General features: G+C 59.5%; 21 protein-coding genes and 1 pseudogene. 5 read left to right on the top strand and 17 right to left on the bottom strand.

All coding sequences use genetic code 11. The annotated features are described in order from the left end of the window. Positions 1–113: 113 nt before the first annotated feature. Positions 114–980: a phosphoribulokinase gene (locus HKX41_06900; GenBank protein ID NNC23883.1), complete on the top strand. Its 867-nt coding sequence runs from the start codon at positions 114–116 to the stop codon at positions 978–980. 6 nt (positions 981–986) lie between these two features. On the opposite strand, the gene HKX41_06905 is transcribed toward HKX41_06900, so the two are convergent. The 16 genes and pseudogenes from HKX41_06905 to HKX41_06980 form a co-directional block, all read right to left on the bottom strand. Then, on the bottom strand, positions 987–1,310 hold the full coding sequence (locus HKX41_06905; protein ID NNC23884.1) for an STAS domain-containing protein: 324 nt from the start codon (positions 1,308–1,310) through the stop codon (positions 987–989). Next, on the bottom strand, positions 1,303–1,926 hold the full coding sequence (locus tag HKX41_06910) for an ABC transporter substrate-binding protein (GenBank protein NNC23885.1): 624 nt from the start codon (positions 1,924–1,926) through the stop codon (positions 1,303–1,305). Before HKX41_06910 ends, HKX41_06905 begins: the two co-directional genes overlap by 8 nt. Before the next feature lie 44 nt (positions 1,927–1,970). Further along, positions 1,971–2,453 carry an outer membrane lipid asymmetry maintenance protein MlaD gene (gene mlaD / locus HKX41_06915; protein ID NNC23886.1) on the bottom strand — a complete coding sequence of 161 codons (483 nt, stop codon included), beginning with the start codon at positions 2,451–2,453 and terminating at the stop codon, positions 1,971–1,973. 42 nt (positions 2,454–2,495) lie between these two features. Beyond that, positions 2,496–3,284, bottom strand: a complete 789-nt coding sequence (mlaE, locus tag HKX41_06920) for a lipid asymmetry maintenance ABC transporter permease subunit MlaE (GenBank protein NNC23887.1) — start codon at positions 3,282–3,284, stop codon at positions 2,496–2,498. Next, positions 3,281–4,111, bottom strand: a complete 831-nt coding sequence (locus HKX41_06925; protein ID NNC23888.1) for an ABC transporter ATP-binding protein — start codon at positions 4,109–4,111, stop codon at positions 3,281–3,283. The genes mlaE and HKX41_06925 overlap by 4 nt, the downstream gene beginning before the upstream one ends. A 54-nt stretch (positions 4,112–4,165) precedes the next feature. Next, the gene (lipB, locus tag HKX41_06930) at positions 4,166–4,897 is read right to left on the bottom strand and encodes a lipoyl(octanoyl) transferase LipB (protein ID NNC23889.1); all 732 of its coding nucleotides are present in this window, start codon (positions 4,895–4,897) and stop codon (positions 4,166–4,168) included. Beyond that, positions 4,797–5,072 carry a DUF493 domain-containing protein gene (locus tag HKX41_06935; protein NNC23890.1) on the bottom strand — a complete coding sequence of 92 codons (276 nt, stop codon included), beginning with the start codon at positions 5,070–5,072 and terminating at the stop codon, positions 4,797–4,799. Before HKX41_06935 ends, lipB begins: the two co-directional genes overlap by 101 nt. Then, positions 5,065–5,916 carry a D-amino acid aminotransferase gene (locus HKX41_06940; GenBank protein NNC23891.1) on the bottom strand — a complete coding sequence of 284 codons (852 nt, stop codon included), beginning with the start codon at positions 5,914–5,916 and terminating at the stop codon, positions 5,065–5,067. Before HKX41_06940 ends, HKX41_06935 begins: the two co-directional genes overlap by 8 nt. Positions 5,917–5,926: 10 nt before the next feature. Further along, entirely contained in the window at positions 5,927–7,069 is a 1,143-nt protein-coding gene (locus HKX41_06945; protein ID NNC23892.1) for a D-alanyl-D-alanine carboxypeptidase, read from the bottom strand. A 466-nt stretch (positions 7,070–7,535) separates the two neighbouring features. Further along, positions 7,536–7,994, bottom strand: a pseudogene (locus HKX41_06950) (septal ring lytic transglycosylase RlpA family protein). After that, complete coding sequence (mltB, locus tag HKX41_06955; GenBank protein NNC23893.1) at positions 7,936–8,934, bottom strand: lytic murein transglycosylase B; 999 nt, start codon at positions 8,932–8,934, stop codon at positions 7,936–7,938. The pseudogene HKX41_06950 and the gene mltB overlap by 59 nt, the downstream one beginning before the upstream one ends. Further along, entirely contained in the window at positions 8,931–10,025 is a 1,095-nt protein-coding gene (gene rodA / locus HKX41_06960; GenBank protein ID NNC23894.1) for a rod shape-determining protein RodA, read from the bottom strand. Before rodA ends, mltB begins: the two co-directional genes overlap by 4 nt. Before the next feature lie 20 nt (positions 10,026–10,045). Continuing rightward, positions 10,046–11,938 carry a penicillin-binding protein 2 gene (gene mrdA, locus HKX41_06965; GenBank protein ID NNC23895.1) on the bottom strand — a complete coding sequence of 631 codons (1,893 nt, stop codon included), beginning with the start codon at positions 11,936–11,938 and terminating at the stop codon, positions 10,046–10,048. A gap of 37 nt (positions 11,939–11,975) precedes the next feature. After that, on the bottom strand, positions 11,976–12,461 hold the full coding sequence (mreD, locus tag HKX41_06970; GenBank protein ID NNC23896.1) for a rod shape-determining protein MreD: 486 nt from the start codon (positions 12,459–12,461) through the stop codon (positions 11,976–11,978). Further along, positions 12,458–13,342, bottom strand: coding sequence for a rod shape-determining protein MreC (gene mreC, locus HKX41_06975; GenBank protein NNC23897.1), 885 nt, complete (start codon positions 13,340–13,342; stop codon positions 12,458–12,460). Before mreC ends, mreD begins: the two co-directional genes overlap by 4 nt. 76 nt (positions 13,343–13,418) lie before the next feature. Continuing rightward, the gene (locus tag HKX41_06980) at positions 13,419–14,459 is read right to left on the bottom strand and encodes a rod shape-determining protein (protein NNC23898.1); all 1,041 of its coding nucleotides are present in this window, start codon (positions 14,457–14,459) and stop codon (positions 13,419–13,421) included. Positions 14,460–14,641: 182 nt separating this feature from the next. Between HKX41_06980 and gatC the strand changes: the two genes are divergently transcribed. Genes gatC through HKX41_07000 form a run of 4 tightly spaced genes read left to right on the top strand, consistent with a single transcriptional unit; the run spans position 14,642 to position 18,303 of the window. After that, positions 14,642–14,929, top strand: coding sequence for an Asp-tRNA(Asn)/Glu-tRNA(Gln) amidotransferase subunit GatC (gene gatC, locus HKX41_06985; GenBank protein NNC23899.1), 288 nt, complete (start codon positions 14,642–14,644; stop codon positions 14,927–14,929). Between the two features lie 12 nt (positions 14,930–14,941). Beyond that, entirely contained in the window at positions 14,942–16,375 is a 1,434-nt protein-coding gene (gene gatA / locus HKX41_06990) for an Asp-tRNA(Asn)/Glu-tRNA(Gln) amidotransferase subunit GatA (GenBank protein ID NNC23900.1), read from the top strand. Positions 16,376–16,391: 16 nt separating this feature from the next. Continuing rightward, entirely contained in the window at positions 16,392–17,840 is a 1,449-nt protein-coding gene (gatB, locus tag HKX41_06995; GenBank protein ID NNC23901.1) for an Asp-tRNA(Asn)/Glu-tRNA(Gln) amidotransferase subunit GatB, read from the top strand. A 46-nt stretch (positions 17,841–17,886) separates the two neighbouring features. Continuing rightward, on the top strand, positions 17,887–18,303 hold the full coding sequence (locus HKX41_07000) for a YjbQ family protein (GenBank protein ID NNC23902.1): 417 nt from the start codon (positions 17,887–17,889) through the stop codon (positions 18,301–18,303). 196 nt (positions 18,304–18,499) lie between these two features. Here the strand turns inward: HKX41_07000 and HKX41_07005 are convergent, their stop codons facing one another. Then, a complete protein-coding gene (locus HKX41_07005; protein NNC23903.1) occupies positions 18,500–18,985 on the bottom strand; it encodes a hypothetical protein in 486 nt (161 codons plus the stop codon). Between the last annotated feature and the right edge of the window lie 6 nt (positions 18,986–18,991).

Raw genomic sequence — 18,991 nt, forward strand, 5'->3', positions numbered from 1 at the left:
GACTCCCTGATTCGAATGAACGGCATTTTATGTCAGGTTCGACCTTGCAACATCTAGACCAAAACCGCAATGCAACTTGAGTCGATCTCTCGCATCACACAGAATGCGGCCTAATGTCCGTAAAACATCCAATTATCGCGGTCACCGGTTCATCCGGATCCGGCACCTCGACCGCACGAGTAGCGTTCGATCACATCATCCGCCGCCAGCGCCTGCACGCAGCGTTTATCGACGGCGACGGCTTTCATCGCTACGAGCGCCAGGCGATGCACGCCGCTGAGGCCGAAGCCGATGCCCGCGGCGAAGCCTTCAGCCATTTCAGTCCGGGCGCCAACCGGCTCGACCAGCTCGAAAAATTGTTCGCCGAGTACGGCGCCCATGGCACCGGCGAGGCCCGACAATATCTGCACGACTCGAACGAAGCCGCAGCCTTCAACCAACAACCGGGCACATTCACGCCGTGGCAACCGGTCCCGAGCGGTACCGACCTGCTGATGTACGAAGGACTGCACGGTGGGGCTGTAACCCAAGACCACGACATTGCCCAACACGTCGATCTACTGGTCGGTGTGACGCCGACCATCAACATCGAATGGATCCAGAAAATCCACCGCGACATGCACAATCGCGGCTACGCCCCCGAGCGCAGCACCGACGTGATTCTGCGCCGGATGCCGGATTACGTCGAAACCATCACACCGCAGTTCGCCCGCAGTGATATCAACTTTCAGCGCGTACCGCTGGTCGACACATCGGACCCGTTCATTGCCAAGGACGTGCCGACGCCGGACGAGTCGATGATCGTGATCCGGTTCCGCGAGCCAGCCCGATTCGCCGTGGATTTTCCCTACTTGCTCACCATGATCCAGGGCGCGTTCATGTCTCGCCCCAACACACTCGTTGTACCAGGCACGAAAATGCGCATGGCCATCGAAATCACGATTGGGCCGATCATCGAACGTCTGACGGCAACGGCCTAAACGTCGCTAGCCGGACTGCACTTCAGGCGGGCCGCTCTCATCTGGCGCGATCAGAAGAACCGGATCGAGTCCGCAGACATGGGCAATACCGCGAATCGAGGCGGGCGTATTGGCAAACGTAAGTGCTACACCGGCCGCAGCTGCCCGGCGTTGCCACGCCAGAAGCAGTGCCGCGCCGGCGCTATCGGCGTGCTCGACACCGGCCAGATCAAGCGTTAGCGGCTCGCTGGTGGCAAACCAGGTTTTCGACTCAGCCAGCCGTGCCGGCGCACTGACCTGATCGAGTGAACCATCAACCGCGATTCGACGCGCCGAGGACGTGTCACTCATGCGTTCCGTAACGACTTTTCATCTGCTGAATGAATTTATCCAGACCGACTTTCTGGATGCGCGACCTGAACTGTTCCTTGTAATTGGCCACAAACGACAGGTTTTCACCACTTGCATCGTAAACTTTCCACTGACCATCGACTTGGCGGAGTTTCAAAGACAAATGGATATCCCGCCCTTTGGGCGTGTGATAGATCGCATTGAACGTTACCTTGTCGGCGTCAGCCGGCGCTCTAACCGGCTTGTAGTCCAGGTTCTCACCGCTTTTCAGTTTCAACAGCGCATCGCCGTAGTTCTGGATCAGCAGATTCCGAAACGTTCGCTGGAACGCCTTACGCTGCTCGGCACTGGCCTGACGCCAATAGCGCCCCAGCGTTAATTGCGCCATGTAACGTTGATCCAACACCGGCACCAGATCTTTTTCGATCAATTGTTTTAATTGCTGCGGGTTGTTGCGGAGTTGTTCGCGCCGACCATCCATGTCATCGAGCACTTTCTCGACGGTCTGCTTGGCGAGTTGTTCCGGCGTCTTCGATGACGCGTCGGCCGACATCGCGGCCGGTGCCATGACAGCGCCTGCAACAAACGCTGCAACGAGCATTTTCAAAGGCTGCATTTTCTTACCTCGCATAATTTCAGTATTGGGTCATGCGCGCCAGGCTAGTTTGGCCCGCCGCCACTGCTGCTATCGCCGTTGCCGCTCATCTGAGTCATGAACTGGCCAATTAGATGTTCGAAAACCAGTGCACTCTGGGTGATCGCGAAACTGTCACCGTCTTCCATGTCCTGCGGTGATCCACCCGGGCTGACGCCGAGATATTTACTGCCGAGCAGCCCCGACGTCAGGACCGATGCAGTCGATCCTTTTGGAATCTTGTAACTGGACTGTATATGTATTTTGGCCACAGCTTGGAACGTCTGCTGGTCGAGTTTGATTTTCGTCACACGACCGATTTCGACACCTCCCATTTTGACCGGCGCGCCGCCTTTCAGGCCGCCGATGTCATTGAACGACGCGGTTAGCGTATAGCCAGCGCCAGTGCCAGCGTGGAAATTGCTGACTCGCATGGTCAGCACGAATATGGCAGCCACGCCCAGACAAATGAACGCGCCGACCAGGATTTCCATGGCTCGGGACTGCATGTCGAAAACTCCTAGAAACCTAAAAAACCGCGAAACCCAAAACTAGGCGCCACCGGAAAACAGAACCGCCGTTAGAATCAGGTTGGCGCCGAGGATCGCCAGCGAGGCAATAACAACGGTGTTAGTCGTAGCCCGCGATACGCCCGCCGAGGTCGGCGCCGTGCGGTAACCTTCGAAAACCGCGACCCAAGTTATGATCGCGCCGAAAACGCCGCTTTTGATGAACATATCTGCAAGGTCGCCGACCGAGACGCTGGCCTGGATACCGTGCCAATAGGCGCTGGCATCCACGCCGAGAAGTGAAACGCCAACGTAGTAGCCACCACCGGCGCCGATGGCCATGACTGAGAATATAGCGGTCAACAGCGGTAGCGTCACAATCCCGGCGACAAATCGCGGTGCGATTACGCGTCGCATCGGGTCAACCGCCATCATTTCCATGCCTGAGAGTTGATCGGTGGCTTTCATCAACCCGATCTCCGCCGCCACCGCACTACCGGCACGCCCGGCAAATAACAAGGCCGTTACCACCGGCCCGAGTTCACGCACCACAACCAGCGCCACGGATGTGCCGAGCGAATTCTCAGCACCGAATTGCACCAGCGCACGGTAGCCGGACAATGCCAGCACCATGCCCACGAATAGCCCCGAAACGACGATGATAACCATCGATAGGACACCAATCGAATAGATCTGTTCGACCAACAGCCGTGGTTTTCGGATGAGCACCGGTGTAGCCGCGATGACGCGCAACAGAAAAAACACGCTGGCACCGAGATCGGCAAGCCAATCGAGCGCCGACCGCGCCAGTTGACCAACAGCCGCGGTCATGGTGCGCCCGCCAGAAGATCGTCGCGCACCGCCTGGCCCGGGTAATGAAACGGCACCGGGCCATCGGCGTGCGCATGGAGAAACTGGTTGACCCACGCCGAGTCGGAACCGCGCAGCTCGTCCGGCGTACCATGATCGACGATTTCACCGTCGGCCACGACATAGACATAGTCGGCGATCGACAACGTTTCGGCCACGTCGTGCGAAACCACGATCGAACTCAGACCAAGTGCATCATTCAACCGGCGGATCAGCCGCAGTAGAACACCCATCGAAATAGGGTCCTGCCCGGAAAACGGCTCGTCATACATCACCATTTTAGGGTCGAGCGCGATCGCGCGTGCAAGCGCGACACGCCGCGCCATGCCACCCGAGAGCTCGGCCGGATAAAGCCCGCGTGCATTTCTTAGCCCCACGGCCTCGAGTTTCATCAGCACAACGTCGCGCACCAATTCTTCGGGCAATTCGGTATGTTCACGCAGCGGGAACGCAACATTGTCGAATACCGATAGGTCCGACAACAGCGCGCCCGACTGAAACAACATCCCCATGCGCTTGCGCGTTTCGAAAAGACGGCGCTGCGACAGCCCCGCCATATCGACGCCGTCGAAAGCGACGCTGCCCTGTTGGGGACGCCACTGGCCGCCGATCAATCGCAACAAGGTGGTCTTGCCGGTACCGCTCGGCCCCATGATGGCCGTAACTTTGCCACGTTCGATATCAACGTTCACGCCGCGATAGATCGCATGATCGCCGATAGCGTAATGCAAATCACGTACTGCGACGATGGGATCGTCGGCGTCGACGGAACCAGTGTTTGTGCTCATAGCGTAATTATCGGGGCCTGACAAACCGGTTACAACATCTCTAGTCGCCGCTGGCTAAGCGACCGACGGCTCAGCCAGGCGCGCGGTCAACGCGTTACCGAGACGCGCCGCCACAGCGTCCAGCCCCGGCGAAACGCCGAAATCGGCGAGCTGGGTAACAGACATATCGGCAAAGCCACACGGCGCGATCCGCTCGAAAGGCTCAAGGTCCATATCGACGTTCAGCGCCACCCCATGGTAGCTACAGCCGCGTGACACGCGCAGCCCCACGGCGCTAATTTTACCGCGCCGGGTGTAAACACCCGGCGCCGAGCGGTCTGACCAGGCTTCGACGTCGTAGGCGGCCAGCGTATCGATGACGCTATCCTCCAGCGTACTGATCAGCCGACGGATACCGAAGCCGCCGCGTTTTAAGTCGAACAGCACATAGGCCATAATCTGGCCCGGACCATGATAGGTTACCTGGCCACCACGATCGGTCGGGATCACTTCGATATCGCCGGACGCGAGCACATGCTCGGCATTGCCATTGCGCCCCTGCGTGAATACAGGTTGGTGGCAAAGCAACCAAATCTGATCGGCCGTCTGTTCGGTCCGATCTCGGCAAAAGGCTCGCATTGCCGACCACACCGGCCGGTAAGCTCTCGGCGTCCAATCCTGGTAGCCGATCTCAATCACGACGGATTCACAGTGACATGATGATCGAAGGGCTGGCCCCGAGATCAGTGTAGATGGCGTCAAGCTGCGCTTTGCTCTCGGCGCGGATAGTCGCGGTAACCGAGACATAACGCCCTCGGCTGCTGTCCCGAGTTTTTAGATCAGCGCGCTGGAGATCGGGCGCGTGTGGCTTGACCAAGGCATACACGGTTTCGCTGAAGTCGCCGTCACCGTCGGCGTTTCCAAAGGCCTTGATCGCAAACTGGCACGGGAATTCAAGCAGGGTCTCGCCGGGATCATTCATGGTCCACCTCCTGCAACGCGCCGTACACTTTGGCCCAGACATCGCCCGGCCGTCCGTTGCCTACAGTGGCACCGTCGAGCTGGGTAACCGGCATAATTTCACGGCTCGAAGAGCATATCCAGATCTCATCCGCCCGACGCAAGGCAGTCAGTGGCAGATGGTCGACCACGTGGTGAGCGATGTCATTCGCCGCGAGTACATCCAAAACCACGCCTCGCGTGATGCCCGGCAATATCGCCGGCCTCAAGGCCGGCGTCAGCACACGACCGTCGACGACCGCGAAGATGTTCGACGAACTACCTTCGACCACGCCGTCGGCCTCATCGATAAACAGTGCTTCAGTGGCCTCCTCGGCGTGAGCTTCGGCCGCAGCCAGCACATTAGCCAACAGCGATGTCGATTTGATGTGGCAGCGCGCCCAGCGTGTATCGCGACGCGTTACTGCGGCGACACCGTCGGCCAGCGTTGCCGGTGGCGGTGGGCGACGCGCTTGGCAAAACGCCACAATATTGGGGTCGACGTCTTGCGGTAGCCGGTGCTCCCGCCGCGCTGGCGCACCGCGCGTCACCTGGAGATACACACTCTGATCACCACCGCCGTTGACGTTGATCAAGTCGTTCAACAGTCGTACCCAGTTGCCGTGCTGGTGTGGATTGTCGATGCCAACCGCCGCGAGACTGTCGGCCAAGCGACTCAAATGTGCCTCAAGTCGAAACGGCCGACCGGCGTAGACTGGAACCACTTCGTACACGCTATCGGCGAACAAAAACCCGCGATCGAAGATCGAGATACTCGCCTGCTCGGCCGCGACGAAACTGCCATTGATCAGCGCCGTGTCCGTCATTCAGGGTTTCCTAGAACATCATCCAGATGGCGTCGATAAGGCGTGAGAACAGCCCGCCTTCGCCAACTTCCTTGCCAGCGTAAAGCGGCTTCTGTTTCAAAAGCTTGTCGTTGTATTTGATCGTCAGTGTCCCGATTTTCTGGCCTTTTTGGATTGGCGCAGTTAACGATTGCGGCAGCTTCGCCGACACTTTGACGTCATCGCGCTTACCGCGCGGGTAGGCAACCACAACCTTGTTTTGGGCCACCGCCGGGACACGGTCGGCATCGCCTTTCCAGACTGTCACCTTGGCGATCGATTGGCCCGACTTGGCAAATGTCCCGTTTTCAAAAAACCGGAATCCATAGTTGAGCAACGAATCAGCTTCGCGGTTGCGCGCATTATTCGTGTCGGTGCCGGTTACCGCCGAGACCAGCCGCATTCCCTTGGCTTTCGCCGAAACCACCAAATTGAAACCAGCTTCCTTAGTATGGCCGGTCTTGCCGCCATCCACGCGGGAATCACTCCAAAGCAGCTTATTACGATTGTGCTGCTTGATGCCGTTGTATTTGAAGGCCTTCTTTTGGAAATACTTCTGGTAAAGCTCCGGAAAATCAGTCGCGATTTTGGCCTGCAGTCCGGCAATGTCGCGTGCACTCATGTAGTGGTTTTCGACCGGCAACCCATCCACATTCTCGAAATGGCTGTTGCTCAGCCCCAGCCGTTCGGCATATTTATTCATATAGCCGACAAACGTGCCGGTCGTGCCGCCCATATGCTGCGCCAGCGCGATAGCGGCGTCGTTACCAGAGGCCGTGATCAAACCGTCCAATAGTTTGTCGACCGACACTTCGTTGCCGACTCGCAGAAACATCTGCGAACCTTTTGCCTTCCAGGCTTTCTTGCTGACCTTGGTCGTCTCATCGATCGAGAGATCGCCATTCGTGATCGCGTCAAACGTGATGTAACACGTCATCAGCTTGGTCACACTCGCCGGCTTGATGTGCTTGTCGGGATTTTTAGACGCCAACACCTGGCCAGAGTCGACATCCAAAAGCACATAGCTGCCCGCCCCCAGCGACGGCGGATCGGGGATAGGCAACGAGCGCGCCTGAGCGGCAACCGCAGCCCCGAGAAGCAGTAGGACGAAAAGCAAGCGCGACGCGTTATTCATAGTTGATCGATACAATCGGGTACACACGGGAAATGGCCAGCATGGCAAACGAGGCATACTGATTTTACAACAGCCGAACTGCTTCAAACTGCTATATGAGACCGACACCCTGTCAATTGGTTCACCCATCGAGCGGAACCGCGGTGATATCGCGCGTTGATAGACGCTGCCGGACACGGCGGCGCGAACTGGTATCTGCAAACGGCCCCACTTGAACAAGATACAGCGCCCGAGGGCCAGTGCCACGCCGGATACGGACCGCGTCGATGCCAAGCGAACGGATGCGACGCCGCTGACGAACCGCGTGCGAGCGACGGTCGAATGCCCCCGCCTGCAGATAATTGTCTGCATTAGACGTGGCGCGCGGCTTTGTATGATCCGTATCGGCGCGGTTGGCGCCCAGTACACTGATCCGTACACGCGCCCGTCCTCGACGCCGCATACCGAGCCGCTGTGCCGCAGCATAAGACAGGTCGATGACACGGTTACCGTGGAACGGCCCACGATCGTTGATCAACACGTCGACGTGACGGTCGTTGGATAGATTGGTGACGCGCACCCGCGAGCCAAGCGGCAGTGTCTTGTGTGCCGCCGTGAGCTTGTGCATATCGTAAATCTGGCCGCTCGCGGTCCGGCGGCCATCGAATCCGGGTCCATACCAGCTCGCCTCGCCGGTCTGCCGAAATCCCGTTGCATCGCTACGCACGCGATAGGTCTGGCCTTTGACGGTGTAACTCGAAGGCCCTTGTTGGATACGCCCGGACTCCGGCGACTGACTCGCGCAGCCGGCCACAATCAATAGCACACACGCCAACAGCGTCGCGTTGGTAATAACGCGGCGCCCCGCAAACACCGCCCGACGACGCTCAGTCAAGGCGCTTGGCGATCGCCTGCGACAACTGATGCACGGCCATCGCGTACAGATCGCTGTGGTTGTAGGTCGTGATCACGAAGAAATTGTGTTGTGCCAGCCAGTATTCACGCCCGTTCTTGCCGTTCAAACGCATGAGTGCGACACGTGCATCGGCAGAGGGTGACGTATCGAATGCGGCCGCACCGTCGCGCGCGATGCGCGCCCAGCTCGTATTGGTCGAATCCGGGCGCGACTGTGCGACCTCGGCCGCCGGCGAACCGGCAGTTACGCGCGCGCGACTCGCGACACCTGCGCCATTTTTCCAATCATGGCGTGACAGATAGCTGGCGACCGAAGCGATCGCATCCGCTGGCTGCCAGAGATCGCGCTCACCGTCGTCGTCGCCGTCGACCGCGTACGCCAGATAACTCGTGGGAATAAACTGTGGCAATCCGATCGCGCCTGCGTATGAGCCTTTCAGGTTTTGACAGTCGAGATCGTCCTGCACACAGAGTTTGATAAACGCCCGCAACTCCTTGCGGAAGAAATCGGCACGCGGTGGATAGTCAAACGCGAGTGTTGCTAGCGAATCGAGCACTCGCTCCTGGCCCATATGCTGCCCATAGCGCGTTTCGACACCGAGGATCGCAGCCACCACCGAGACCGGGACACCGTAGCGGCGTTCGGCCCGCTGGAAAGCCTCCCGATGCTGGCGCACGAAACGCAGCCCCTGGCGCGCGCGTTTGGGGGTAACGAAAATCGCACGATACTCGCCCCAATCCAACCGCGTTTCGGCTGGATTTCGCATCCTGTCGAGAACGCTCGAATTTTTTTTCGTCGCCGCTAGCAACTGTCGCGTTTTCGCTGCGGGAATGCCGCGATCGGCTAGTTGTTTGACAAGCTTTTCGGCACCTGCGCGGTGCACAAAATCGTCATCAGCGGCGTTCGCTACGCCGCTGATCAGGTATACACCGAGCGCGGCCCAGAGCAAACAATAGATTATCCGATTCATTGGCTTAATAACTCGCGATGTGTCTGGATCGACATGAGCACGCCGAACGAGGTTAGCAGTGCGACCAACGACGTGCCGCCATAGCTAATCAGCGGCAACGGCACCCCCACCACGGGCAGAATGCCCGAGACCATGGCGATATTGATGAACGCGTAGAGGAAAAACACCACGCTGATACTAGCCGCCGCGAGGCGTTCAAAGGTCTCGGGATTGCCCAGCGCGATCACCAGACCACGCCCGACGATACAGGCGTAGATTAAAAGCAATCCCGCGACCCCGAAAAAGCCGGTTTCCTCGGCATAAACCGCGAAAATGAAGTCAGTTTGTGCCTCGGGCAAGAAACTCAGCCGCGCCTGACTACCATCCAGCCATCCCTGACCGAATAGGCCGCCAGAGCCAATCGCTATTTTCGATTGCAGGATATGATAGCCGGCGTCGAGGGGCTCACTGGACGGGTTCAAAAAGGTCAGGATTCGCTCCTGCTGATAGCCATGCAGGAAAAAGAACCAAATGATTGGGGCCGCAGCGGCTACCAGGCCGACGACTGTCATGATCAAACGCCAACGAATGCCGGCGAAAAACAAGACACAAGCCCCCGAGGCAACAATCAGCACAGCTGACCCCAAATCGGGTTCGATCGCTACCACTGCGGCGGGCACGCCGATCACGAACACGCAGAGCACGATGTCCAACCAGCGCGGCGGCAATACGCGGGTATGTAGAAAGCTAGCAAGGGCTAGCGGCACCATGAGCTTGACGATCTCGGAGGGCTGAAACCGGAACACCCCCAAATCGAGCCAGCGCCGCGCGCCCATGCTGGCCTCACCCAACCACACAACCGCCAGGATCAAAGCGACACCGCCCAACAATCCCCAGGGGGCAATGATCCGTAGCCAACGCGGCGGAATCTGGGCGACAAAGACCATCGCAACCAGACCGAGTCCCAAGCGAGCACTCTGATGGCCGACCACGCTCACGGACTGCCCGGAGGCGCTGTACAACACGCCCAGCCCGAACAAACAGGCGATGCAGATCACCAGTAACAGAGGCAGATCCAAATGCAGCGCAGCGATACGCTGAGTGAAAGTCAAAGACGGACGCTGCGCGGTATTCACGGCGCGTTATCCGCCCATTGCCCGGATGTATCGCCGGATTGCTTGTTGGCTTGATTCATGTAAGCGTCGATTACCTCGCGTGCGACCGGCGCGGCCACGCTGCTGCCACCGCCGCCGTGGTCGACCACGGCAGCCACCGCGATCTTCGGATTATCGATCGGCGCAAATGCGATAAACAGCGCATGCGGCCGACGTGCGCGCGCCACTTTGCTCTCGTCCGGCGCCGGCCCCCTCGGCAGATCCGCGACCTGGGCTGTTCCAGACTTACCGGCCATCGGATAATCAAGATTTTGACCGGCGTAGCGATAGGCCGTTCCGCGTGGTGTCGAGACCACCATCCGCATACCCTTGATGACATTCTGCCAGTCACTACTCGACGGCTTGGTGATTGGTTTAAGTGCTTGCGGTTTGTATTGGTGCGTCTTGCCGTCAGAACTTCGCCAAGCTTTCAGAAGGTGGGGTTTGTAGCCACCGCCGCGCTTTGCGATGCGCGCAGTCACTGTCGCGAGCTGGAGCGGCGTCACTGTCGTCGACCCCTGGCCAATTACTGTGTTCAGTGTTTCGCCCGGATACCACGGTTTACCTGTAGTGGCATTTTTCCAGCCTCGCGACGGCATCACGCCCGCACGTTCATGCGGTAGATCAATACCGGTCTTGTTGCCCACGCCAAATTTGGTGGCATAACGATGCATCGCGTCGATACCGACTTTCTGCCCCAGTTTGTAGAAATACACATCGGCCGAGCGCTGAAGCGCCTGTGGCAAATCCACCCAACCCTGTCCTGAGCGTTTCCAACCACGGAATCGGTGGTCGCTGTGGGGTAGCGTTATATACGGCGGACAGTAGACTTTTTTGCTCGACTTGATATTACCGGTTGCCAGTCCAGCAATCGCCATGACTGGTTTGATTGTCGAACCGGGTGGGTACTGCCCCTGAATGGCACGATGCAAGAGTGGATCATAAGGCGCATTCAACAGCTTTTGGTATTCCGGCTGACTTATGCCGTCGGCAAATAGCGACGGCTTGAAGCTGGGCTTGCTCACCATGGCCAACACCCCACCGGTATCCGGATTGAGTGCAACTACTGCGCCTTGCTTGTCACCGAGTGCGCGATATGCGGCACGCTCCAGCGCGGCATCCAACGTTAAGCGCAGATCATCACCGGGTTTCGGTGTCTGGCGCTGCACATCGTGCAGCGTTCGGCCAGCGGCGTTGGTCTCCACCATCCGTCGTCCCGGATAACCGTGCAATCGCGACTCGTGATTTTTTTCGATGCCGGCCTTGCCGATCTGACTGGCCCCGCGGTAGCGCTTTTCGTCGACCTCGATAAGGTCACGCGACGTTATGCCACCCACATAACCGATCACATGGGCGCCGATCTGGCCGAGCGGATAATTCCGGGTCAGACCGGCGCGGATGTGCACGCCGGGGAATCGCGTCTGATTAACTTCGAACCGAGCTGCTTCTTTCTGTGTCAGATCCAACCGCAGGTTGGTCGCCTGAAATGGGGCCTTGCGCCCTACGGTGTTGAAAAAACGCTTTTTGGCACTTTTAGAGATCGACAGCAAGCTCGACAGCTGGGCCACAGTCTTTTTCAGATTATCGACTTCCTCGGGCACGACACTGAGACGATAGGCCGGTTTGTTATCAGCCAAAACCGTGCCGTCACGGCCATAGATTAGCCCGCGCACCGGCGCGACCGGCTGCACCTGCAGCCGATTATCCTTGGAGCGAGCCGAGTAAAAATCGTGGCGCTCAACCTGCAGATAGGCCATGCGCACCAACAACACCACGATCAGCAACGCCAATATGCCGCCCACGACCGCGATACGCGCGACAAACCCCTGACGCTCGCCGGCGTGATCCTTGAGCGGGTCTTCGCGACTCATCGTTCCAGCCTATGTGAACAGCGGATGTGCTTGATTGTTATCGGACTTCCAAAAGGGCAACCCGTTCCAGAAGCGCACTCCAGAACGGCCAGATCAAACCAGTCGTCAACACCGGCAACCACCGCCACAACATCGACGTCGACACGCCCATGACGCCATCGATCCAAAACAACACGAACTCGTAGCCAGCAAAAATCGGGAGTAACAAGACAAGCTGCTGCAGCGGCGCCAGCGTCCAGAGAATGGAGCGCAGTCGAACTGTCGCATACGCCGCCAGCGCCAATGCCAACGCATGTTGGCCGAGTGGCGTGCCGAAAATGACATCAAGCAACAATCCACCGAGCCATGCCGTACCCACCCCGAAACGGGTCGGCTGCATGAGCACCCAGAAAAGCAATGTCGCGGGATAAAACAGCGGCCGCCCCGCCGCGACTACCGTCGGCAAAGGCGCGAGTGCGACCACCAGGCTCACGCTAACCGAGAACGCAATCCAAAAGATCCCGACGCGATCATTCTGAATCACGACGCAGACTCCTCGTTGGCATTGTCGACACGCGATGGCGCGGTGTTGCGATTCCAGACGAGCAACACCTCACGACCGCGTGCTAACGACGCCGTCGGCTTAGCCGTTACTTGCAGGAATTCCTGCCCCGTATCGTGCGAAACCGAGTCAACGCGCGCGACCGGATAGCCGGCCGGATAACGTCCGGCCAAGCCCGATGACACCAGCAGATCGCCTTCACGGACATCGGTGTTTGCAGGCAGAAAAGGCGACTCCAGCGTCGCCGCCCGCCCCGTACCACGCGCGATGGTCTCCAGGCCATTACGATTAATCTCGACCGGAATGCCGTGATTCGGATCGGTGATCAGAACGGCGTGTGAGCTCGCGGACTCGACACGGACGACTTGCCCGACAATACCGTGTGCGTCGATAAGCGCCTGGCCAACGAAGACGCCATCGTTCTGGCCTTTGTCGAGCTTGATGCGATGCCGGTACGGATCGGGGTTGGTGGATAGCACCTGTGCGATCTGCACATGGCGATCGATCGAACCGGCTGACCCCAGTAATGACCGCAGTCGCTCATTGCGGGTCTTCAACGAAGCCAGTTTCTGTAGCCGCGCTCGCAGTTGGAGATTTTTTTGCCTGAGTCGTTCGTTGGCATCGATCAGGGCGCCACGGTCGAGATAGCGCTCTAGATAATCGATCGCCTCACTCGGCAAACTGGCAGCGGCTTGAAACGGTGTGCCAATCATAGCTAAGACGCTACGCACCGGCCTCACATAGTCGCTACCAACATCCAGACTCATCATGGCCACCGAGGCCAGCACTACGACACCAAGCGTCAGGCTCGGCGGAATCCGGCGCAGACGCGCCAAGGTATCTTGATAGTCGCTGTCTGCCACTACGTTTCAGCGCCCCGGCGACAACCGACCCGGGCAGGTACTACCGACCGACATGACGCGCCGTGTGCGCCGCGCGCTATTCGAGTGCGAACAACTGCCCGGTTTTGCGATCGATCATCTCCAGCATGATGCCGCCGCCACGCGCCACGCAGGTCAGCGGATTGTCGGCCGTGATGACCGGCAGCCCGGTTTCCTCCGTGATCAGCTTGTCGAGATTGGCGAGGTTGGCGCCACCGCCACTCAGCACAATCCCACGCTCGGCGACATCCGATCCCAACTCCGGCGGCGTGGATTCCAACGCCAGCTTGACCGCGCTGGTGATGTTCGACAGCGGCTCCTGGAGCGCGTCGAGTATTTCGTTAGAGTTGAGTGTAAAACTGCGCGGCACACCCGCCGAGATGTGGCGTCCGACAACCTCGATTTCCTTGACTTCGTGGCTCGGAAACGCGCTGCCGACCTGGTGTTTGATGGACTCGGCCGTCGCCTCGCCGATCAACATGTTGTACTGCCGGCGAAGATAATTGGTAATCGCTTCGTCGAACTTGTCACCACCTGTGCGTACCGATGCAGCGTAGACGATACCGTTCAGCGAGATGACAGCGACCTCGGATGTGCCACCGCCAACATCGAGCACCATCGAGCCGCGCGCTTCGCCGATTGGCACACCGGCCCCAATAGCGGCCGCAACCGGCTCTTCAACCAGGTAAACGCGCCGCGCGCCGGCATTGGCTGCGGATTCACGAATCGCCTTACGCTCGACCTGCGTCGAACCATAGGGGACACAAACCAGCACGCGTGTCATCGGCCTCAGCAGACGCTTTCGCTGCACCTTGCGGATAAAGTGCTGGAGCATCTTTTCCGTGATCGTGAAGTCGGCGATCACACCGTCTTTCAACGGCCGGACCGTCGAAATCTGGCTCGGCGTGCGCCCAAGCATGCGTTTGGCGTCCTGCCCGACAGCCTCGATCCGTTTAGCGCCACGCGAATCGGTACGGACCGCGACAACCGAAGGTTCGTCGAGGACAATCCCGTGGTCACGGGCATAGATCAAGGTGTTGGCGGTACCGAGATCGATGGAAAGATCGTTGACGAAAAGACCGCGGACGTTGTCAACCATTAAAAAGGCTCGGTTAAACTGTTTAGAATAGATTGGGTCGCGCACTGCGACGCAATTAGGATACGCGACACACTCAGGGTCTGCGAGCCCTGTGTGCGCTTGTTTGATCCATTGGATGCGCGAATCAGCGAGTCGCGCAATATTTAAGACACTTACGCCGCACTGAGCGCCGGGAACGCAAGTTGAAAGCAAAAGCCGAAGACGTCCGCGCCGTCGCCGCACTGAACCGGATCCGGCTGGCCGACGAAGACATCGAACCGACAGCAACCACGCTGTCCGGCATTTTCGAACTATTCGACGCGCTCGCCGAAGTCGATACCAGCAGCGTTGAGCCAATGGCGCATCCGCTCGATTTGGTGGCGAGACTCCGGCCGGATCGCGCCGAGCCAAACACCGACACTACAACCTATCAGGCACTCGCGCCCGACGCTGAAAACGGGCTTTATCGTGTGCCGAAAGTCCTCGGATAAGCCGCGTTTAATATGAGCTCGACAGACGCCATCACCAATATCGCGGCCACCAATGCCAACAACCCCGAAGCAGCCGGGACACGAATTGAGATTTGCCGTACGCGGATCAAGCAAAGTCAGCCGGCATTAAATGCGCTGATAAGCATCGACGCGCCAACGTCCGAACGCGCCGCTAACGGCGCATTGGCCGGCGTGCCGATCGTGCACAAGGATTTATTCTGCACGCGCGGCCAGACGACCACCGCCGGCTCCAAAATGCTCGCGAACTTCACCGCGCCGTATGATGCGACGGTCGTCTCACGCCTCGAAGCGGCGGGAGCGGTCACGCTCGGCAAGGCCAATATGGACGAGTTCGCCATGGGCTCATCCAACGAGACCAGCTATTTTGGCGCGGTGGCCAATCCGTGGGACCAATCCCGGGTACCGGGCGGCTCCTCAGGCGGCTCAGCCGCCGCGGTCGCTGCTGGGCTGGCGCCCGCTGCCACCGGTACCGACACCGGGGGCTCGATCCGCCAACCAGCCGCACTTTGCGGCGTAACCGGGATCAAACCGACCTACGGCCGGGTCTCGCGTTTCGGCATGATTGCGTTCGCCTCCAGTCTCGACCAGGCCGGTTGTTTCGCTCGATCAGCGGCCGACTGCGCCCCATTGCTCCAAACCATGGCCGGGACCGACGCCAACGATTCGACTGTCGCCGACGAGCCGGTGGCGGACTATGCAGGCTCGCTGAACGGCGATATCGCGGGGCTGACGATCGGCCTGCCGCGTCAATATTTCGCCGCAGGCGTCGAAACCGAAACCGCGACGGCCCTCAACGCCGCAATTCGTGAACTCGAAGCCTTGGGCGCACATGTGGTCGATGTCGACATGCCATACACTGATTTGGCACTTTCGACCTACTACATCATCGCGCCTGCCGAAGCCTCATCCAATCTCGCACGTTACGACGGCGTGCGCTACGGTCATCGCTGCGCCGACCCGGCCGATCTGACCGACCTCTACGAACGCTCGCGCGCCGAGGGTTTCGGACCTGAAGTTCAACGCCGTATCTTGACCGGCACGTACGTGCTCTCAGCCGGATACTACGACGCCTACTACCGCAAAGCCCAACGCACACGACGCCTGATTGCAGACGATTTCAGCCGCGCTTTCGAGTCGGTCGACCTGTTGGCCACACCGGCCACGCCCGGCCCAGCATTCGAACTCGGCAGCCAGATCGACGACCCGACCACGATGTATGCCAACGACGTCTTCACCCTGCCGGCCAGTCTGGCCGGCGTACCCGCGATGTCAGTCCCAGCCGGTTTTTCCGGCCATCTGCCGGTCGGCCTGCAGATGATTGCGCCATGGTTTGCCGAAGCGCGACTGCTGAACGCTGGCCACGCATACCAGCAAGCGACGGACTGGCACACGCGCCAGCCGCCCGGTTTCGAATGGTCGCAGTGAGTCAGCGGAGGACACCATGAGCTGGCAACCTGTCATCGGCCTAGAGATCCACATGCAGCTGGCTACGGCCAGCAAAATATTTTCCGCCGCACCTACGGCGTATGGCGCACCGCCCAACAGTCAAGCCTCGGCAGTCGACATCGCTCTGCCCGGCGTTCTGCCAGTCATCAACGCCGACGTCATCCGCATGGCGATGCGTTTCGGGGTAGCCATCGACGCCGATATCGCACCGCGCTCAGTATTCGAGCGCAAGCACTATTTCTACCCCGACCTACCGAAGGGTTACCAAATCAGCCAATTGGCGCTACCGATCGTGGCCGGCGGCAGCTTGCCAATCGAAACGACCAACGGCGACAGCAAAACGATCGGCATTACCCGCGCCCACCTCGAAGAAGATGCCGGCAAATCGCTCCACGACGCGTTCGACGGCGCCACCGGCATCGATCTGAACCGCGCCGGCACGCCACTGATCGAGTGTGTCTCCGAGCCGGATATCCGCAGCGCCGCCGAAGCCGCGGCCTACGCCCGGCGCCTGCATACACTGGTGCGCTATCTCGGTATTTGTGACGGCAACATGGCCGAAGGCTCATTCCGGGTCGATGCCAACGTGTCGGTGCGTCGTAGCGACAGCGCCGAGTTCGGCACCCGCACCGAAATCAAGAACGTCAACTCGTTCCGGTTCCTGGAGCAGGCGATCGATTTTGAAATCGAACGCCAGATCGACATACGGGAATCCGGCGCTGCGGTGCCCCAACAAACGCGTCTGTTCGACCCTGAGCGCGGTGAAACGCGGGCCATGCGCAGCAAGGAAGAAGCCCACGACTACCGCTACTTCCCCGACCCAGATCTGCTGCCGGTCGTGGTTACTGCCGACGACATCGAACGCGAGCGCCAAGCCATGCCGGAACTGCCGGCGGCCAAGAACAAACGCTTCGAAAACCAGTATGCACTGTCCCATGCCGACGCCGCGGCGCTGACGACCAACCCCGAGACCGCCGATTATTTCGAGGCAGCGGTTACCGCGGCCGGCGACGCCCCAACCACGCTTGGCCGGCCCGCCGCCAACTGGATCAACGGCGAACTCGCCAGCGTTTTGAACCGAACCGGCACATCCATCACCGAAGCGCCGGTGACCGCGACACAGATCGGCGGCCTGGTTCAACGCATCGCCGACGACACTATTTCCGGCAAGATCGCCAAACAAGTCTTCGATGCACTGGTCGCCGGTGAAGCCGAGACCGCCGACGCGGTCATCGAGGCCCGTGGCCTGAAACAGATTACCGACACGGGCGAGATCGCTGGTTACGTCGACCAGGTGATCGCCGATAACCCCGACCAGGTCGCGCAATATCAGGCCGGCAAAACCAAGGTTATGGGCTTTTTGGTCGGCCAGGTTATGAAAGCATCCGGTGGCAAAGCCAATCCCAAGGAAGTCAACCAGCTCATCGCCGACAAACTTAGTTGAAGGCTGGCGTTCGAGACACGATATGTCGCGCCACGATAGTTGAAATATGCAAGAAACACTGACCTATTCCACCGCCGGGCGGACCACGCGCGATATCACCTCGGATGTACGCACCAGCGTCAAACGCGCCGGTATCGCGACCGGGCTGGCACACGTGTTCGTGCGCCACACGTCGGCTTCGATCATGATCTGTGAAAACATCGACCCCGAAGTGCGCGGCGATGTCGAGCGCTGGTTCGCCAAAAACGTCGTCGACGGCGATCCGATGTACGAACACGACATGGAAGGCCCCGACGACATGAGCGGTCACATACGCAGCATCCTCACCGGCATGGAATTGAGCGTGCCGGTCACCAACGGTGACCTGAACCTGGGCATCTACCAGGGCATTTATATGTATGAGCACCGCACCGGCGGCCGCGACCGCAGCGTCGTCGTCACACTCTTGCCCACGGCCACCTAAAGGCCGGAAACGGCGCATCTCAAACACATAACGCATCGCGTGCGTTGCAACTGGCACTCGACGGCGGCTTCTGCGCAGTGGCGATCGCGCTAATCCACGGCTATCGCCACGCTGACCACGAACGATACCTGGTCGAATAAGCGGCGCGCTATGGTCCGGTTGCGCAGGCGTGGACACGCCGCAAAGCGCGCCTAAGTCAGTCTTGGCCCGCCCGCTTGTAGATCATGCGCACGCGCCCGACCGGACCAAACTCGCGCTTGGTATAGATAAACTCGGGTTTATCCGGCATTAAATGATAGGTCTGCTTCACGGTCTGTTGCTCACGATGCTCGATCATGGTGACCGTGTGTGCGCTCCGATCGATACGATAGTCGACCGGATACGACGTCGTTTTACCACCGGGCTTGGTCAGGGTCAGTTGGTCAGCGCCGAAATGGACTTCGATGGTCTGCAGCGGCGCCACCATGGCGCGTACGCGCCGAAGATTCGACTCATCGACCTGCTCGGCCAGCGGCTGGACATGGTCGAAGCGCCAGCTACCGAAAAGCGGATTGTCCGCGTTGCCAGCAGCCACAGCGTTCGACGCCCCCAAAGACGCGCCCAGGCATGCGACAAGCACAAGCAGGGCTTGCACAGCCGCCACAAACCGCATGCCGCCGAGGCTATCTCGAGTGACCAGCACGAGCTG

It is taken from the genome of Salifodinibacter halophilus (assembly GCA_012999515.1).
Lineage (GTDB): Bacteria > Pseudomonadota > Gammaproteobacteria > Nevskiales > Salinisphaeraceae > Salifodinibacter > Salifodinibacter halophilus.

Coding starts and splice junctions, on each gene's coding strand:
- HKX41_06900 (NNC23883.1), top strand. CDS start 114: ATGTCCGTAAAACATCCAATTATCGCGGTCACCGGTTCATCCGGATCC.
- HKX41_06905 (NNC23884.1), bottom strand. CDS start 1,310: ATGAGTGACACGTCCTCGGCGCGTCGAATCGCGGTTGATGGTTCACTC.
- HKX41_06910 (NNC23885.1), bottom strand. CDS start 1,926: ATGCAGCCTTTGAAAATGCTCGTTGCAGCGTTTGTTGCAGGCGCTGTC.
- mlaD (NNC23886.1), bottom strand. CDS start 2,453: ATGCAGTCCCGAGCCATGGAAATCCTGGTCGGCGCGTTCATTTGTCTG.
- mlaE (NNC23887.1), bottom strand. CDS start 3,284: ATGACCGCGGCTGTTGGTCAACTGGCGCGGTCGGCGCTCGATTGGCTT.
- HKX41_06925 (NNC23888.1), bottom strand. CDS start 4,111: ATGAGCACAAACACTGGTTCCGTCGACGCCGACGATCCCATCGTCGCA.
- lipB (NNC23889.1), bottom strand. CDS start 4,897: ATGTCTCGGTTACCGCGACTATCCGCGCCGAGAGCAAAGCGCAGCTTG.
- HKX41_06935 (NNC23890.1), bottom strand. CDS start 5,072: ATGAATGATCCCGGCGAGACCCTGCTTGAATTCCCGTGCCAGTTTGCG.
- HKX41_06940 (NNC23891.1), bottom strand. CDS start 5,916: ATGACGGACACGGCGCTGATCAATGGCAGTTTCGTCGCGGCCGAGCAG.
- HKX41_06945 (NNC23892.1), bottom strand. CDS start 7,069: ATGAATAACGCGTCGCGCTTGCTTTTCGTCCTACTGCTTCTCGGGGCT.
- mltB (NNC23893.1), bottom strand. CDS start 8,934: ATGAATCGGATAATCTATTGTTTGCTCTGGGCCGCGCTCGGTGTATAC.
- mrdA (NNC23895.1), bottom strand. CDS start 11,938: ATGAGTCGCGAAGACCCGCTCAAGGATCACGCCGGCGAGCGTCAGGGG.
- HKX41_06980 (NNC23898.1), bottom strand. CDS start 14,459: ATGGTTGACAACGTCCGCGGTCTTTTCGTCAACGATCTTTCCATCGAT.
- gatA (NNC23900.1), top strand. CDS start 14,942: ATGAGCTCGACAGACGCCATCACCAATATCGCGGCCACCAATGCCAAC.
- gatB (NNC23901.1), top strand. CDS start 16,392: ATGAGCTGGCAACCTGTCATCGGCCTAGAGATCCACATGCAGCTGGCT.
- HKX41_07000 (NNC23902.1), top strand. CDS start 17,887: ATGCAAGAAACACTGACCTATTCCACCGCCGGGCGGACCACGCGCGAT.